Annotated in this window: 22 protein-coding genes; all 22 read left to right on the forward strand. The window is 41.5% G+C overall.

Annotation, left to right across the window (positions count from 1 at the left end):
• Positions 1–22 precede the first annotated feature (22 nt).
• A complete protein-coding gene (gene rpoC / locus K8L98_RS00710) occupies positions 23–3622 on the forward strand; it encodes a DNA-directed RNA polymerase subunit beta' (RefSeq protein ID WP_223438936.1) in 3600 nt (1199 codons plus the stop codon).
• Positions 3623–3748: 126 nt separating this feature from the next.
• Positions 3749–3997 carry a 50S ribosomal protein L7ae-like protein gene (locus K8L98_RS00715; RefSeq protein WP_223438937.1) on the forward strand — a complete coding sequence of 83 codons (249 nt, stop codon included), beginning with the start codon at positions 3749–3751 and terminating at the stop codon, positions 3995–3997.
• Between the two features lie 107 nt (positions 3998–4104).
• Positions 4105–4527, forward strand: a complete 423-nt coding sequence (gene rpsL / locus K8L98_RS00720) for a 30S ribosomal protein S12 (RefSeq protein WP_029282841.1) — start codon at positions 4105–4107, stop codon at positions 4525–4527.
• Positions 4528–4577: 50 nt separating this feature from the next.
• A complete protein-coding gene (gene rpsG / locus K8L98_RS00725) occupies positions 4578–5048 on the forward strand; it encodes a 30S ribosomal protein S7 (protein WP_070875236.1) in 471 nt (156 codons plus the stop codon).
• A gap of 53 nt (positions 5049–5101) precedes the next feature.
• Positions 5102–7180 (forward strand): elongation factor G, encoded by a 2079-nt coding sequence (gene fusA / locus K8L98_RS00730; RefSeq protein ID WP_223438938.1) that lies wholly within the window; start codon positions 5102–5104, stop codon positions 7178–7180.
• 111 nt (positions 7181–7291) lie between these two features.
• Positions 7292–8482 carry an elongation factor Tu gene (gene tuf, locus K8L98_RS00735; RefSeq protein WP_223438939.1) on the forward strand — a complete coding sequence of 397 codons (1191 nt, stop codon included), beginning with the start codon at positions 7292–7294 and terminating at the stop codon, positions 8480–8482.
• 342 nt (positions 8483–8824) lie between these two features.
• Positions 8825–9133, forward strand: coding sequence for a 30S ribosomal protein S10 (gene rpsJ / locus K8L98_RS00740; protein WP_029282834.1), 309 nt, complete (start codon positions 8825–8827; stop codon positions 9131–9133).
• A 42-nt stretch (positions 9134–9175) separates the two neighbouring features.
• On the forward strand, positions 9176–9802 hold the full coding sequence (gene rplC, locus K8L98_RS00745; RefSeq protein ID WP_223438940.1) for a 50S ribosomal protein L3: 627 nt from the start codon (positions 9176–9178) through the stop codon (positions 9800–9802).
• A gap of 27 nt (positions 9803–9829) precedes the next feature.
• Positions 9830–10453 (forward strand): 50S ribosomal protein L4, encoded by a 624-nt coding sequence (gene rplD / locus K8L98_RS00750; RefSeq protein ID WP_223438941.1) that lies wholly within the window; start codon positions 9830–9832, stop codon positions 10451–10453.
• Positions 10453–10740 (forward strand): 50S ribosomal protein L23, encoded by a 288-nt coding sequence (gene rplW / locus K8L98_RS00755; RefSeq protein WP_070875231.1) that lies wholly within the window; start codon positions 10453–10455, stop codon positions 10738–10740. Before rplD ends, rplW begins: the two co-directional genes overlap by 1 nt.
• A gap of 29 nt (positions 10741–10769) precedes the next feature.
• Complete coding sequence (gene rplB, locus K8L98_RS00760; protein WP_101569376.1) at positions 10770–11600, forward strand: 50S ribosomal protein L2; 831 nt, start codon at positions 10770–10772, stop codon at positions 11598–11600.
• 57 nt (positions 11601–11657) lie between these two features.
• Positions 11658–11936: a 30S ribosomal protein S19 gene (gene rpsS / locus K8L98_RS00765; protein ID WP_029282824.1), complete on the forward strand. Its 279-nt coding sequence runs from the start codon at positions 11658–11660 to the stop codon at positions 11934–11936.
• Positions 11937–11953: 17 nt separating this feature from the next.
• Positions 11954–12295, forward strand: a complete 342-nt coding sequence (gene rplV, locus K8L98_RS00770; RefSeq protein ID WP_029282822.1) for a 50S ribosomal protein L22 — start codon at positions 11954–11956, stop codon at positions 12293–12295.
• Positions 12296–12298: 3 nt separating this feature from the next.
• Complete coding sequence (gene rpsC / locus K8L98_RS00775; protein WP_223438942.1) at positions 12299–12955, forward strand: 30S ribosomal protein S3; 657 nt, start codon at positions 12299–12301, stop codon at positions 12953–12955.
• Between the two features lies 1 nt (position 12956).
• Positions 12957–13391, forward strand: a complete 435-nt coding sequence (rplP, locus tag K8L98_RS00780; protein WP_070875228.1) for a 50S ribosomal protein L16 — start codon at positions 12957–12959, stop codon at positions 13389–13391.
• Entirely contained in the window at positions 13381–13584 is a 204-nt protein-coding gene (gene rpmC / locus K8L98_RS00785; RefSeq protein ID WP_029282816.1) for a 50S ribosomal protein L29, read from the forward strand. The genes rplP and rpmC overlap by 11 nt, the downstream gene beginning before the upstream one ends.
• A gap of 20 nt (positions 13585–13604) precedes the next feature.
• Entirely contained in the window at positions 13605–13871 is a 267-nt protein-coding gene (gene rpsQ, locus K8L98_RS00790; RefSeq protein ID WP_070875226.1) for a 30S ribosomal protein S17, read from the forward strand.
• A gap of 38 nt (positions 13872–13909) precedes the next feature.
• Positions 13910–14278, forward strand: coding sequence for a 50S ribosomal protein L14 (rplN, locus tag K8L98_RS00795; RefSeq protein WP_223438943.1), 369 nt, complete (start codon positions 13910–13912; stop codon positions 14276–14278).
• 39 nt (positions 14279–14317) lie between these two features.
• Positions 14318–14629, forward strand: coding sequence for a 50S ribosomal protein L24 (gene rplX / locus K8L98_RS00800; protein WP_070875224.1), 312 nt, complete (start codon positions 14318–14320; stop codon positions 14627–14629).
• Positions 14630–14653: 24 nt separating this feature from the next.
• Positions 14654–15193: a 50S ribosomal protein L5 gene (gene rplE / locus K8L98_RS00805; protein WP_029282808.1), complete on the forward strand. Its 540-nt coding sequence runs from the start codon at positions 14654–14656 to the stop codon at positions 15191–15193.
• Positions 15194–15214: 21 nt separating this feature from the next.
• Positions 15215–15400 carry a 30S ribosomal protein S14 gene (rpsN, locus tag K8L98_RS00810; RefSeq protein WP_010285078.1) on the forward strand — a complete coding sequence of 62 codons (186 nt, stop codon included), beginning with the start codon at positions 15215–15217 and terminating at the stop codon, positions 15398–15400.
• Positions 15401–15432: 32 nt separating this feature from the next.
• On the forward strand, positions 15433–15831 hold the full coding sequence (gene rpsH / locus K8L98_RS00815; RefSeq protein WP_029282804.1) for a 30S ribosomal protein S8: 399 nt from the start codon (positions 15433–15435) through the stop codon (positions 15829–15831).
• The last annotated feature ends 28 nt before the right edge of the window (positions 15832–15859 follow it).

Raw genomic sequence — 15859 nt, forward strand, 5'->3', positions numbered from 1 at the left:
GACGAAAAGGGAGGTAGGCCCCTTGCTAGATGTAAATAACTTTGAGTATATGAACATCGGTCTCGCTTCACCTGATAAAATTCGCTCGTGGTCATTCGGTGAAGTTAAGAAACCAGAAACGATTAACTATCGTACATTAAAACCAGAAAAAGACGGTTTGTTCTGTGAGCGCATTTTCGGTCCTACAAAGGACTGGGAATGTCATTGCGGAAAATATAAAAGAGTTCGCTACAAAGGTGTAGTCTGTGATCGATGCGGAGTTGAAGTAACTCGTGCAAAGGTTCGCCGTGAGCGTATGGGGCATATTGAACTTGCTGCCCCTGTTTCACACATTTGGTATTTCAAAGGCATTCCTAGCCGCATGGGCTTAGTCCTTGATATGTCTCCGCGTGCACTAGAAGAAGTGATTTACTTCGCTTCTTACGTGGTTACAGAAACAGGCGACACGCCGCTTGAGAAAAAACAGCTGCTTTCTGAAAAAGAATATAGAGCATACCGTGATAAATACAGCTCAACTTTCCAGGCTGCAATGGGTGCAGAAGCAATTAAAAAACTTCTCTCTGACATCGACTTGGACAAAGAAGTTGATCAGCTTAAAGAAGAGCTTAAAACATCACAGGGTCAGCGCAGAACCCGTGCAATCAAACGTTTAGAAGTATTAGAAGCGTTCCGCAACTCAGGAAATGAGCCATCATGGATGATCCTTGATGTGCTTCCGGTCATCCCGCCTGAACTTCGTCCGATGGTTCAATTAGACGGAGGCCGCTTTGCGACTTCTGACTTAAATGATTTGTACCGCCGTGTAATCAACCGCAACAACCGTTTAAAACGTCTATTGGATCTTGGTGCGCCTAGCATCATCGTTCAGAACGAAAAACGCATGCTTCAGGAAGCTGTTGATGCCTTGATTGACAATGGCCGCCGCGGCCGTCCTGTTACAGGACCGGGTAATCGTCCTCTTAAATCCCTTTCACACATGCTGAAAGGAAAACAAGGACGTTTCCGTCAAAACCTTCTTGGTAAACGTGTTGACTACTCTGGCCGTTCCGTTATCGTTGTAGGACCGAACCTGAAAATGTATCAATGCGGATTGCCGAAAGAAATGGCTCTAGAATTATTCAAGCCTTTCGTTATGAAAGAACTAGTAGAAAAAGGCTTAGCACATAACATTAAGAGTGCTAAACGTAAAATAGAGCGTGTATCTCCTGAGGTTTGGGATGTATTAGAAGCAGTTATCAGAGAGCATCCAGTTCTGCTTAACCGCGCACCTACACTTCACAGACTGGGAATTCAGGCATTCGAGCCTACGCTTGTAGAAGGCCGTGCAATTCGTCTTCACCCATTAGTATGTACAGCATATAACGCTGACTTTGACGGTGACCAAATGGCGGTTCACGTACCTTTATCTGCTGAAGCTCAAGCAGAAGCACGCATTCTGATGCTTGCAGCTCAAAACATTCTAAATCCTAAAGATGGAAAACCTGTTGTTACTCCTTCTCAGGATATGGTATTAGGCAACTACTACCTGACATTAGAACGTGAAGAAGCTGTCGGCGAAGGAATGGTCTTCAAGGATACGAACGAAGCATTGATCGCATATCAAAACGGATATGTGCATCTGCATACTCGTATTGCTGTTCAAGCGAGTTCTCTTCCTAATGAATCATTCACTGACGAACAGCGCAAAAAGCTTCTTGTAACAACAGTAGGAAAATTGATCTTCAATGAAATTCTGCCGCCTTCATTCCCTTATATGAATGAACCGACGAAGAGCAATATTGAAGATGAAACACCGGAAAAATTCTTTATTGATGCAAATGTGAATGTAAAAGAATTCATTCAAAGCCAAGAGATTATTCCTCCGTTCAAGAAGGGGATCTTAGGTAAAATCATTGCTGAAATCTTTAAGAAATTCCATATCACTGAAACATCTAAAATGCTTGACCGCATGAAGGATCTTGGATTCAGATACTCTACAAAAGCCGGTATTACGGTTGGTGTATCAGATATCATCGTATTGCGCGAAAAAGAAGAGATCCTTAAAGAGGCTCAAGCTAAAGTAGATAATGTTCTTAAACAATTCAAACGCGGTCTGATTACAGAAGAAGAGCGCTATGAACGTGTTATTTCCATCTGGAGTGCGTCTAAAGATGTTATCCAGGGCAAACTGATGGCTTCTCTTGATAAACGCAACCCGATCTTCATGATGAGTGATTCAGGAGCCCGTGGTAACGCATCTAACTTTACGCAGCTTGCCGGAATGCGCGGACTGATGGCCAACCCGGCTGGACGTATTATTGAACTTCCAATCAAATCAAGTTTCCGCGAGGGCTTAACAGTGTTAGAGTACTTTATCTCAACACATGGTGCGCGTAAAGGACTTGCCGATACAGCCCTTAAAACAGCTGACTCAGGTTATTTGACAAGACGTCTCGTTGACGTTGCACAGGATGTAATCATTCGTGATGAAGACTGTGGAACAGACCGCGGCATCTTGACGAAATCAATTAAAGAAGGCACAGAAGTAATCGAGCATTTAGAAGAGCGTTTAATTGGACGTCATGCACGCAAAACAATTAAACATCCGGAGACTGGCGAAGTCATCGTTTCTGAAAATGACCTCATTACAGAAGACCTTGCTTTAGCGATTGTTGAAACAGGTATTGAAGAAGTATGGATCCGTTCTGCATTTACATGTAACACCCGTCATGGTGTATGTAAAAAATGCTACGGACGCAACTTGGCTACAGGTACAGAGGTTGAAGTTGGAGAGGCAGTCGGAATTATCGCTGCTCAATCTATCGGAGAACCAGGAACTCAGCTTACAATGCGTACGTTCCATACAGGCGGTGTTGCCGGAGATGACATCACTCAAGGTTTACCTCGTATTCAAGAACTATTTGAAGCGAGAAATCCTAAAGGTCAAGCAACCATTTCTGAAATTGATGGGGTAGTAGTGGAAATAAATGAAGTTCGTGACAGACAACAGGAAATCGTTATTAAAGGCGATGTTGAAACACGCACTTACACAGCTGCTTACAACGCTAGACTTAAAGTGGCTGAAGGCGACCAAATTAAACATGGTCAGGAACTTACAGAAGGTTCAATTGACCCTAAAGAATTGCTCAAAGTAACAGACATCACTTCTGTTCAGGAATATCTGCTTCGTGAAGTTCAAAAAGTATACCGTATGCAAGGGGTAGAAATTGGAGACAAACACGTTGAAGTAATGGTTCGCCAAATGCTTCGCAAAGTAAGAGTAATGGATGCAGGAGATACAGATGTATTGCCTGGAACATTGCTTGATGTTCACCAATTTACGGATGCCAACAAAAAGGTATTGCTTGACGGCAAACGTCCTGCAACAGGACGTCCGATCCTTCTTGGTATTACAAAAGCATCACTTGAAACAGATTCATTCTTATCGGCTGCATCATTCCAGGAAACAACTCGTGTCCTTACTGATGCTGCGATTAAAGGCAAACGTGATGAACTGCTCGGCTTGAAAGAAAATGTTATCATCGGTAAGCTTGTGCCTGCCGGAACTGGAATGCAGCGCTATAGACGCGTTAACCCAATCCCGCGCACACAGCCGGAAGATGAAACTGTAACTGTAGATTAACTAACTGAAAAAGAGATGGACGATTCTAGAAAAATGTTTCATTGATCTAGTTGACATCCATCTCTTACGATGTTAGTATGTTCTAGGTGCTTAATTAAAACCTGTTGCTTTGGAGGATATATTATTATGTCTTATGAAAAAGTATCGCAGGCACATAAAATTATTGTTGGTACGAAGCAAACAGTAAAGGCTCTAAAACTTGATCAAGCAAAGGAACTGATCATTGCTGAAGACGCAGATTCAAGAATCATACAAATGATTATTGAACTTGCTAAACAGAAGGACATTCCCTTTAGTATGGTTGACTCTATGAAAAAGCTTGGAAAAGCTTGCGGAATAGAAGTAGGAGCAGTAACTGTAGCTATTATCAATTAAAACCGTTTTTGCCAAGGGTTTTAAATCCTCTGCAAAAACTTTGTTTTTGCCCAAATATGAACCACCTGGATGTGTGGTATTAAACTTCGAGAAGGGAGGACATAAACATGCCTACTATTAACCAATTAGTGCGCAAGGGACGCGTAAGCAAAGTTGAAAAATCAACTTCTCCTGCGTTAAACAAAGGTTACAACAGCTTCAAAAAAGAGCAAACAAACACTTCATCACCGCAAAAACGCGGAGTATGTACTCGTGTTGGTACAATGACACCGAAGAAACCGAACTCGGCTCTTCGTAAATATGCTCGTGTTCGCTTAACTAACGGAATTGAGGTAACTGCCTACATTCCTGGTATCGGACACAACCTGCAAGAGCATAGTGTTGTACTTATCCGCGGCGGACGTGTAAAAGATTTACCGGGTGTACGTTATCACATCGTACGCGGTGCATTAGACACTGCTGGTGTTGACAAACGTATGCAAGGCCGCTCTAAATACGGTACAAAACGACCAAAAGCACCAAAAAAATAATGCCTTAAGTATATAAAGCTTAAGATTATAGCATGAAGGGAGGATATAACATGCCACGTAAAGGTCCTGTTACAAAAAGAGACGTATTACCAGATCCACTTTACAACTCAAAGCTTGTTACTCGTCTAATTAACAGAATTATGGTTGACGGTAAGAGAGGTAAAGCACAAACTATTCTTTACACTGCTTTTGACTTAGTGAAAGAGCGTTCAGGTAAAGAAGCAATCGAAGTGTTTGAACAAGCACTTAAAAACATCATGCCAGTTCTTGAGGTAAGAGCTCGTCGTGTGGGTGGTGCAAACTATCAAGTTCCTGTTGAAGTTCGCCCTGACCGCCGTACTACTCTTGGTCTTCGCTGGTTAGTAAACTACGCTCGTCTTCGCGGTGAAAAAACGATGGAAGAGCGTTTAGCTAACGAGATTCTTGATGCAGCTAACAACACTGGCTCATCAGTTAAGAAACGTGAAGATACTCACAAAATGGCTGAAGCTAACAAAGCATTCGCTCACTACCGCTGGTAGGATTCTAACAATAAAATATAATAATCCTTATAATAGGAAGGAGAAAAAACCAAATGGCAAGAGAGTTCTCCTTAGATAAAACTCGTAATATCGGCATCATGGCTCACATCGATGCCGGTAAAACGACTACTACTGAACGTGTATTATTCTACACTGGACGTATCCATAAAATTGGTGAAACACATGAAGGTGCTTCTCAAATGGACTGGATGGAGCAAGAGCAAGAACGTGGTATCACTATCACTTCTGCTGCTACAACTGCTCAGTGGAAGGGTCATCGCGTAAACATCATCGATACACCGGGACACGTAGACTTCACAGTTGAAGTTGAACGTTCTTTACGTGTACTTGATGGTGCAGTAGCAGTACTTGATGCACAATCAGGTGTTGAGCCACAAACTGAAACAGTATGGCGCCAGGCAACAACTTACGGAGTACCGCGTGTAGTATTCGTTAACAAAATGGATAAAATCGGTGCGGATTTCTTATACTCTGTAAAAACATTGCATGACCGTCTTGAAGCAAACGCTCATCCAATTCAGCTTCCAATCGGTGCTGAAGATGAGTTTGAAGGGATCATCGACTTAGTAGATAACGTAGCATACTTCTATGAAGATGACCTTGGTACTCGTTCAGAAGCAAAAGAAATTCCTGATGAGTACAAAGAGCTTGCTGAAGAGTGGCGCGGAAAGCTTGTAGAAGCTGTAGCGGAACTTGACGAAGAGCTTATGATGAAATACCTTGAAGGTGAAGAGCTTACAATCGATGAATTGAAAGCTGGAATCCGTAAAGGTACAGTAAATGTAGAGTTCTACCCAGTTATCTGTGGCTCTGCATTTAAAAACAAGGGTGTACAGTTAATGCTTGACGCAGTTCTTGATTACCTGCCATCACCACTTGATGTACCTTCAATCAAAGGTATCACTCCTGACACAGAAGAAGAAGTAACTCGTGAATCAAGCGATGAGGGTCCATTCTCAGCTCTTGCTTTCAAAGTTATGACTGACCCTTATGTTGGGAAATTAACTTTCTTCCGCGTATATTCAGGTGTTCTTAACTCTGGATCTTACGTACAAAACTCAACGAAAGGCAAGCGTGAGCGTGTAGGACGTATCCTGCAAATGCATGCTAACTCTCGTGAGGAAATCTCAACTGTATATGCAGGAGATATCGCTGCTGCAGTAGGTCTTAAAGATACTACTACTGGTGACACTCTATGTGATGAAAAGAGTCTTGTTATCTTGGAATCAATGGATTTCCCAGAACCAGTTATCTCTTTATCTGTTGAGCCAAAATCAAAAGCTGACCAAGACAAAATGTCTACAGCGTTGACGAAGCTTTCTGAAGAAGATCCAACTTTCAAAGCACATACTGATACTGAAACTGGTCAAACGATCATCTCTGGTATGGGTGAACTTCACCTTGATATCATTGTTGACCGTATGAGACGTGAATTTAAAGTAGAGGCTAACGTTGGTGCTCCTCAGGTTGCATATCGTGAAACTTTCCGCGGATCTGCAAAGGTTGAAGGTAAGTTCGCACGTCAATCTGGTGGTCGCGGTCAATTCGGACACGTTTGGATCGAATTCGAACCAAACGAAGAAGGAAAAGGCTTTGAGTTCCACAACAAAATCGTCGGTGGTGTAGTTCCTCGTGAATACATCCCAGCTGTTGGAGCTGGCCTAGAAGACTCAATGAAAAATGGTGTTCTTGCCGGTTACCCTCTAATCGATGTTAAAGCTTCATTGGTTGACGGTTCTTACCATGATGTTGACTCTAGTGAAATGGCGTTTAAGATTGCTGCATCAATGGCTCTTAAAAACGCTGTATCTAAGTGTAACCCTGTTATCCTTGAGCCTGTTATGAAGGTTGAAGTTGTAATCCCTGATGAGTACATGGGAGATATCATGGGTGATATCACTTCTCGTCGCGGACGAGTAGAGGGTATGGAAGCACGCGGAAATGCTCAAGTTGTACGTGCAATGGTTCCACTTTCTGAGATGTTTGGCTACGCAACTGCGTTACGTTCAAATACTCAAGGTCGCGGAACATTCTCAATGCATTTTGATCATTACGAAGAGGTTCCAAAATCAATTTCTGAAGAAATTATCAAAAAAAATAAAGGTGAATAATTGATTTTCACCTTTTATTGAAGTATAACTACTTATGTATGAATAGAAAGTGGACAAGTTTCATTTTCTGCAATCTATATAATTAATCATGACTCTAAGGAGGAATTTAGAATGGGTAAAGAAAAATTCGACCGTTCCAAAACGCATGCCAATATCGGTACAATTGGACACGTTGACCACGGTAAAACAACTTTAACAGCTGCTATTACAACTGTATTAGCTAAACGTAGCGGTAAAGGTGCTGCAATGGCATACGACATGATCGATGCTGCTCCAGAAGAGCGCGAGCGCGGAATCACAATCTCAACTGCACACGTTGAGTACGAAACTGAAACTCGTCACTATGCACACGTTGACTGCCCAGGACATGCTGACTATGTTAAAAACATGATCACTGGTGCTGCTCAAATGGACGGCGGAATCTTAGTTGTTTCTGCTTCTGACGGTCCAATGCCACAAACTCGTGAGCACATCCTTCTTTCTCGTCAAGTAGGTGTTCCTTACCTAGTTGTATTCATGAACAAATGTGACATGGTAGACGACGAAGAGTTACTTGAATTAGTTGAAATGGAAGTTCGTGACCTTCTTTCTGAATACGACTTCCCTGGCGATGACATTCCAGTAATCAAAGGTTCTGCTTTAAAAGCTCTTGAAGGTGACGCAGCTTGGGAAGAAAAAATCGTTGAACTTATGAACGCAGTTGACGAGTACATCCCAACTCCAGCTCGTGACACTGAAAAACCTTTCATGATGCCAGTTGAGGATGTATTCTCAATCACTGGTCGTGGAACAGTTGCTACAGGACGTGTAGAGCGCGGCGTAGTTAAAGTTGGAGATGTTATCGACATCATCGGCTTCACTGAAGAGCCAAAATCTACAACTGTAACAGGTGTTGAAATGTTCCGTAAGCTTCTTGACTATGCAGAAGCTGGCGACAACATCGGTGCACTTCTTCGTGGGGTTTCTCGTGAAGACATCCAACGTGGACAAGTTCTTGCTAAGCCAAAAACAATCACTCCACACACTAAATTTAAATCAGAAGTTTACGTTCTTTCAAAAGAAGAGGGTGGACGTCACACTCCATTCTTCTCTAACTACCGCCCACAGTTCTACTTCCGTACTACGGATGTAACTGGTATCATTCAACTTCCAGAAGGCGTTGAAATGGTTATGCCTGGCGATAACATCGAAATGACTGTTGAACTAATTGCTCCAATCGCGATTGAAGAAGGTACTAAATTCTCAATCCGTGAAGGCGGACGTACAGTAGGCGCTGGTGTCGTAGCTACGATCACTGAGTAATTCTACTTTTAAAAAGACGAGCTTTAATGCTCGTCTTTTTTTATATGAAAAAATCTCTTCTATTAGAAGTATTTTATCCAATCAGCAAAAAGATTTTCCAGCTGCTGATTCTCTTGTCATACGACTATGAAGTATGTATAATAGTAAAAGTGCGCAAGAAAGTAAAAACTTTATTTTCTTCTTGCATTGGGCACGGATTTTTTATATAATAGACAATGTTGGTCTTTGACTGCGATGAAGTAGGAGGTTGCCGATACACACGGCCGCTTTGCCATGGCGAGTGTACGGAAAATTTCTACGGAGAAAGTCTATTTTAAAAGTAGGCGAAAAGGAGGGAAAATAATGGCAAAACAAAAAATTCGTATTCGTTTGAAAGCATATGATCACAGAATTCTTGATCAATCTGCTGAGAAGATCGTTGAAACAGCAAAACGTTCAGGTGCTAACGTTTCTGGTCCGATCCCGTTGCCAACTGAAAAATCGATTTATACGATTCTTCGTGCGGTACACAAATACAAAGATTCTCGTGAGCAATTTGAAATGCGCACGCACAAACGTTTGATCGATATCATTAACCCAACACCACAAACTGTTGATGCATTAATGCGATTAGACTTACCGTCAGGCGTTGACATTGAAATCAAACTTTAATTTCAAAAATAGATTTATAACACATTATAGGAGGTGTGACTAATGACCAAAGGAATCTTAGGTAAAAAAATTGGTATGACTCAAGTATTTACGGAAAAGGGTGACCTTATCCCGGTAACAGTAATTGAGGCTACTGGAAACGTGGTTCTACAATTGAAAACTGTTGAAAGTGACGGCTATGAAGCTGTTCAAGTTGGTTTCTCAGACAAACGCGACAAACTTTCTAACAAACCTGCAAAAGGACACGTTGCAAAAGCTAATACTGCACCTAAGCGCTTCGTAAGGGAATTCCGCGGAGAAGCTGGTGAGTATGAAGTTGGTCAGGAAGTCAAAGTTGATATTTTCTCTACTGGAGATGTAGTAGATGTAACAGGAATATCGAAAGGTAAAGGTTTCCAAGGCTCAATCAAACGCCATAACCAATCTCGCGGACCGATGTCACATGGTTCTCGTTACCACCGTCGCCCAGGTTCAATGGGTCCTGTTGCTCCAAACCGTGTATTCAAAAACAAATTATTGCCAGGACGTATGGGCGGAGAGCGCATCACTGTTCAAAACCTTGAGATCATCAAAGTTGACGTTGAACGTAACTTGCTATTGATCAAAGGAAATGTACCTGGACCTAAAAAAGCACTTATCACAGTAAAGAGTGCCGTTAAATCTAAATAATTTTTTCAAGAAAGGAGGAATTCGATAATGCCGAAAGTAGCATTATTAAACCAAAGCGGATCAAACGTTGGTGAAATCGAACTGAATGATTCTGTATTTGGTATCGAACCTAATCAGCACGTTTTATTCGAAGCGGTTATCATGCAAAGAGCTTCCTTACGTCAAGGAAATCACAAAGTTAAAAATCGTTCAGAAGTTAGTGGCGGAGGTCGTAAACCTTGGCGCCAAAAAGGCACTGGACGTGCTCGTCAAGGGTCTATCCGTTCACCACAATGGCGCGGCGGTGGTATCGTATTCGGTCCAACACCACGCAGCTATGCTTACAAATTACCAAAAAAAGTTCGCCGTTTAGCGATCAAATCAGCTTTATCATCTAAAGTACAAGAAAACAACGTATTAGTATTAGAAGACTTACTAATGAATGCTCCTAAAACAAAAGAAATGACTTCTATTCTAACAGGTCTTTCTATTGAAAAGAAAGCATTGATCGTTACTGCTGATGTAAACGAAACAGTTGAATTATCAGCCCGTAACATCCCTGGCATTACAGTTCTTACAGCTAATTCTATTAACGTTTTAGATGTACTTAACCATGAGAAGCTTGTTATTACGAAAGCAGCGGTGCAAAAAGTAGAGGAGGTGCTTGCATAATGAAAGATCCTCGTGATATTATTAAGCGCCCCGTAATCACTGAACTTTCAACAGACTTAATGACTGAGAAAAAGTACACGTTTGAAGTAGACGTTAAAGCTAACAAAACTCAAGTTAAAGATGCTATCGAAGCGATCTTTGGCGTAAAAGTTGAGAAAGTTAACGTACTTAACTACAAAGGCAAATATAAGCGTGTAGGTCGTTATACAGGTCTTACTAATAAGCGTAAAAAAGCAGTTGTTAAATTAACAGCTGACAGCAAAGAAATCGAATTATTCGAAGTCTAATACATTTTTCAAGATAGGAGGGAAACGAGATGGCGATTAAAAAGTACAAACCAACCTCAAATGGTCGTCGCGGCATGACAGTTTCTGATTTCGCTGAGATTACAACAAACAAACCAGAAAAGTCATTACTTGCGCCTGTACACAGAAAAGGCGGTCGTAACAACCAAGGTAAAATTACTGTACGTCATCAAGGCGGCGGTCACAAACGTCAATACCGTATTATCGACTTTAAACGCGATAAAGATGGTATACCAGGACGCGTTGCTACAATTGAGTATGATCCGAACCGTTCTGCAAACATTGCACTTATCAATTATGCAGATGGTGAGAAAAGATATATCCTTGCTCCAAAAAACCTAGAAGTAGGTTTACAAGTTGTTTCTGGACCTGAGGCTGATATTAAAGTAGGAAATGCACTTCCTCTTCAAAATATCCCAGTAGGTACAGTTATCCACAACATCGAATTAAAACCTGGAAAAGGCGGACAATTAGTACGTTCTGCCGGTACTTCTGCACAAGTGCTTGGTAAAGAAGGCAAATACGTATTAGTTCGTTTAACTTCTGGTGAAGTTCGCATGATCCTTGCTACTTGCCGCGCTACAGTTGGTCAAGTAGGAAATGAACAGCATGAACTTATCAACATTGGTAAAGCTGGACGTTCACGCTGGTTAGGCATCAGACCTACAGTTCGTGGTTCTGTAATGAACCCTAACGATCACCCGCATGGTGGTGGTGAAGGTCGTGCTCCAATCGGACGTAAGTCTCCAATGACTCCTTGGGGTAAACCAACTCTTGGTTACAAAACTCGCAAGAAATCCAATAAGTCCGATAAATTCATCGTACGTCGTCGTAAAAAATAACGTGATGGTACTACGGTTCGAAGGAACCGTAGCGCAATCGCGAAGGGAGGTACAAGTATGGGCCGTAGCTTGAAAAAAGGACCATTCGTAGATGAGCATTTATTCAAAAAAGTTGAAAAGTTAAACGAGTCAGAGAAAAAGCAAGTGATCAAAACTTGGTCTCGTCGTTCTACTATTTTCCCACAATTCATCGGTCAAACGATCGCTGTATATGACGGTCGCAAACATGTTCCTGTATACGTTACTGAAGATATGGTAGGACACAAACTCGGTGAGTTTGCACCTACACGTACGTATAAAGGTCATGCAGCTGACGACAAAAAAACAAGACGTTAATGAGAGGAGGCTTTTAAATGCAAGCTAAAGCCGTTGCAAGAACAGTACGTATTGCTCCTCGTAAAGCTCGTTTAGTAATTGATCTTATCCGAGGAAAGCAAATAGGTGAAGCGGTAGCGATTCTTCGTCACACACCGAAAACTGCTTCTCCAATTATTGAAAAAGTTCTAAAATCTGCTGTGGCAAATGCAGAGCACAACTATGAAATGGACATTAACAACTTGGTTGTAACTGAAGCTTATGTAGGCGAAGGTCCAACTCTAAAACGTTTCCGTCCACGCGCAATGGGTCGTGCTAGTGCTATCAACAAACGTACGAGCCACATTACAATCGTTGTATCAGAAAAGAAGGAGGGATAATCCGTGGGTCAAAAGGTAAATCCAGTCGGTCTTCGCATTGGTGTCATTCGTGATTGGGAATCTAAATGGTTCGCTGGTAAAGATTATGCTAATCTTTTACACGAAGACATCAAAGTTCGTGAATATATCAACCAACGTTTAAGCGATGCTTCTGTTTCAAAGATTGAAATTGAGCGTGCTGCTAATCGTGTAAACATTACGATCCACACTGCTAAGCCAGGTATGGTAATCGGTAAAGGCGGTACTGAAGTTGAAGCACTTCGTAAAGCTCTTAACCAATTAACTGGCAAGCGTGTACACATCAACATTCTTGAAATTAAAAGAGCTGATTTAGATGCTAAATTAGTAGCTGAAAACATCGCTCGTCAATTAGAAAACCGTATTTCTTTCCGCCGTGCTCAAAAGCAAACAATTCAACGTGCTATGCGCGCTGGTGCACAAGGAATCAAAACAATGGTATCTGGTCGTCTTGGCGGTGCTGATATCGCTCGTTCTGAACATTACAGTGAAGGAACTGTTCCACTTCACACACTTCGTGCTGATATTGACTATGGTACAGCTGAAGCTGACACTACTTATGGTAAATTAGGCGTTAAAGTTTGGATCTATCGTGGAGAGGTTCTTCCTACTAAGAAGAAAAAAGAGGAAGGAGGAAAATAATATGTTGTTGCCAAAACGCGTTAAGTATCGCAGAGAACACCGTGGAAAAATGCGCGGTCGTGCTAAAGGCGGTACAGAAGTTCACTTCGGTGAGTTCGGTATTCAAGCTCTAGAAGCTTCATGGATTACAAATCGTCAAATCGAGGCAGCTCGTATTGCGATGACTCGTTACATGAAACGTGGCGGTAAAGTCTGGATCAAAATTTTCCCTTCTAAGCCATATACGGCGAAACCTCTAGAGGTACGTATGGGATCCGGTAAAGGGGCTCCAGAAGGCTGGGTAGCAGTCGTTAAACCTGGAAAAGTTTTGTTTGAGATTGCTGGTGTTTCTGAAGAAGTAGCACGCGAAGCATTGCGTCTTGCATCTCACAAATTACCAATCAAAACAAAATTCGTTAAACGCGAGGAAATTGGTGGTGAATCAAATGAGAGCTAATGAAATTCGTGATCTTACCACTGCTGAAATTGAACAAAAAGTAAAATCACTTAAAGAAGAGTTGTTTAACCTTCGTTTCCAATTAGCGACAGGTCAACTTGAAAACACTGCTCGCATTCGTGAAGTACGTAAATCGATCGCTCGTATGAAAACTGTGATCACTGAAAGAGAGATCGCTGCTAATAATCGATAATCCTGAGAGGAGGTTGCAGAATGAGTGAACGCAACAACCAGCGCAAAGTCTACACTGGACGTGTAGTTTCTGATAAAATGGATAAAACGATCACTGTTCTTGTCGAAACTTATAAAAAGCATTCGCTTTACGGCAAGCGTGTTAAATACTCCAAAAAGTTCAAAGCTCATGATGAGAACAACCAAGCTAAAGTTGGCGATGTAGTGAAAATCATGGAAACTCGCCCTTTATCAGCTACTAAACGTTTCCGTCTAGTTGAAATTGTTGAAGAAGCTGTTATTATCTAATATTGTTCGGATTATTTTTCCGAAGGGAGGTAACGTAAATGATTCAACAAGAATCCCGTTTAAAAGTTGCTGACAACTCCGGTGCTCGTGAAGTTCTTACTATTAAAGTTCTTGGCGGATCTGGACGTAAAACTGCTAATATTGGTGATGTAATTGTTTGTACGGTCAAACAAGCAACACCAGGAGGCGTTGTTAAAAAAGGTGACGTTGTTAAAGCAGTTATTGTCCGCACTAAAAGTGGTGCACGCCGTCAAGACGGATCTTATATCCGCTTCGACGAAAATGCATGTGTAATCATTAAAGATGACAAGAGCCCTCGCGGAACTCGTATCTTTGGACCAGTTGCACGTGAATTGCGTGAAAATAACTTTATGAAAATTGTTTCTCTTGCTCCAGAAGTATTATAAATCGAAAATAGACAGCCTTACTAAGGAGGTGCGACTAGGATGCATGTAAAAAAAGGTGATAAGGTAATGGTTATCTCAGGTAAAGATAAAGGTAAACAAGGCACTGTTCTTGCTGCTTTCCCTAAGAAAGACCGAGTACTTGTTGAAGGCATCAACATTATGAAGAAGCATTCAAAACCTTCTCAATCAAATCCTCAAGGCGGAATTATCAGCCAAGAGGCACCTATCCATGTATCAAATGTTATGCCACTAGATCCTAAATCTGGTGAACCAACTCGTGTTGGATTCAAAGTGGTTGATGGCAAAAAGGTACGTGTTGCAACAAAATCTGGTGAAACTTTAGATAAATAGTAAATAAGGAAGGGAGGTCCTCGCATGAACCGCCTTAAAGAAAAGTATCAAAAAGAAATTACACCTGCTTTAATGAGCAAGTTCAACTATAAATCAGTGATGCAAGTTCCAAAGCTTGAGAAGATCGTAATCAACATGGGTGTTGGTGACGCAGTATCTAACTCAAAAGCTCTTGACACAGCTGTTGAAGAGTTAACAACTATCTCAGGTCAAAAGCCGGTTATCACTAAAGCTAAAAAATCAATTGCAGGATTCCGTCTGCGTGAAGGCATGCCTATCGGTGCGAAAGTAACTCTTCGCGGCGAGCGTATGTATGAATTCCTAGATAAATTAGTTTCTGTATCATTACCACGTGTACGTGACTTCCGCGGTATCTCTAAAAAGTCTTTTGACGGACGCGGCAACTACACACTAGGTGTTAAAGAACAATTAATCTTCCCTGAAATTGATTATGATAAAGTATCAAAAGTTCGTGGTATGGACATCGTTATCGTTACAACTGCTAACACTGACGAAGAATCTCGTGAGTTATTAACTCAGTTCGGTATGCCATTCCAAAAATAATCGAAATAGGGAGGCGAAAACGTGGCTAAAAAGTCAATGATTGCGAAACAAAAACGCACTCAAAAGTTTAAAGTACAAGAGTACACTCGCTGCGAACGCTGTGGTCGTCCACATTCAGTTCTGCGCAAATTTAAACTTTGCCGTATTTGTTTCCGTGAACTCGCATATAAAGGTCAAATTCCAGGCGTTAAAAAAGCTAGCTGGTAATACCCCATAATCGGGAAGGAGGTAATTTTGATATGGTAATGACAGATCCAATTGCAGATATGCTTACTCGTATTCGTAACGCGAATATGGTTCGTCATGAAAAATTAGAAATTCCTGCATCTAAAGCGAAAAAAGAGATCGCTGAAATTCTTAAGCGTGAAGGTTTCGTTCGTGATGTTGAATATGTAGAAGATAACAAACAAGGTATCATTCGTATTTTCTTGAAATACGGATCAAACAACGAGCGTGTTATCACTGGTTTGAAACGTATCAGTAAGCCAGGATTACGCGTTTACGCTAAAGCTAACGAAGTACCACGTGTACTTAACGGTTTAGGAATTGCAATCGTATCTACTTCTCAAGGTGTCTTAACTGACAAAGAAGCTCGTGCGAAGCAAGCTGGCGGAGAAGTTCTAGCATACGTTTGGTAAGAACCTGAAATAGAATGGAGGTGTACAT

The organism is Metabacillus dongyingensis, from assembly GCF_019933155.2.
Lineage (GTDB): Bacteria > Bacillota > Bacilli > Bacillales > Bacillaceae > Bacillus_P > Bacillus_P dongyingensis.

Bases quoted from the DNA above. Each gene is read 5' to 3' on its own strand.
- rplD (WP_223438941.1), top strand. From the start codon at position 9,830: ATGCCGAAAGTAGCATTATTAAACCAAAGCGGATCAAACGTTGGTGAA.
- rplW (WP_070875231.1), top strand. From the start codon at position 10,453: ATGAAAGATCCTCGTGATATTATTAAGCGCCCCGTAATCACTGAACTT.
- rpsL (WP_029282841.1), top strand. From the start codon at position 4,105: ATGCCTACTATTAACCAATTAGTGCGCAAGGGACGCGTAAGCAAAGTT.
- rpsJ (WP_029282834.1), top strand. From the start codon at position 8,825: ATGGCAAAACAAAAAATTCGTATTCGTTTGAAAGCATATGATCACAGA.
- rplC (WP_223438940.1), top strand. From the start codon at position 9,176: ATGACCAAAGGAATCTTAGGTAAAAAAATTGGTATGACTCAAGTATTT.
- fusA (WP_223438938.1), top strand. From the start codon at position 5,102: ATGGCAAGAGAGTTCTCCTTAGATAAAACTCGTAATATCGGCATCATG.
- rplB (WP_101569376.1), top strand. From the start codon at position 10,770: ATGGCGATTAAAAAGTACAAACCAACCTCAAATGGTCGTCGCGGCATG.
- rpsS (WP_029282824.1), top strand. From the start codon at position 11,658: ATGGGCCGTAGCTTGAAAAAAGGACCATTCGTAGATGAGCATTTATTC.
- rplP (WP_070875228.1), top strand. From the start codon at position 12,957: ATGTTGTTGCCAAAACGCGTTAAGTATCGCAGAGAACACCGTGGAAAA.
- tuf (WP_223438939.1), top strand. From the start codon at position 7,292: ATGGGTAAAGAAAAATTCGACCGTTCCAAAACGCATGCCAATATCGGT.
- rpsQ (WP_070875226.1), top strand. From the start codon at position 13,605: ATGAGTGAACGCAACAACCAGCGCAAAGTCTACACTGGACGTGTAGTT.
- rpmC (WP_029282816.1), top strand. From the start codon at position 13,381: ATGAGAGCTAATGAAATTCGTGATCTTACCACTGCTGAAATTGAACAA.
- K8L98_RS00715 (WP_223438937.1), top strand. From the start codon at position 3,749: ATGTCTTATGAAAAAGTATCGCAGGCACATAAAATTATTGTTGGTACG.
- rplE (WP_029282808.1), top strand. From the start codon at position 14,654: ATGAACCGCCTTAAAGAAAAGTATCAAAAAGAAATTACACCTGCTTTA.
- rpsG (WP_070875236.1), top strand. From the start codon at position 4,578: ATGCCACGTAAAGGTCCTGTTACAAAAAGAGACGTATTACCAGATCCA.
- rplV (WP_029282822.1), top strand. From the start codon at position 11,954: ATGCAAGCTAAAGCCGTTGCAAGAACAGTACGTATTGCTCCTCGTAAA.
- rpsH (WP_029282804.1), top strand. From the start codon at position 15,433: ATGGTAATGACAGATCCAATTGCAGATATGCTTACTCGTATTCGTAAC.
- rplN (WP_223438943.1), top strand. From the start codon at position 13,910: ATGATTCAACAAGAATCCCGTTTAAAAGTTGCTGACAACTCCGGTGCT.
- rplX (WP_070875224.1), top strand. From the start codon at position 14,318: ATGCATGTAAAAAAAGGTGATAAGGTAATGGTTATCTCAGGTAAAGAT.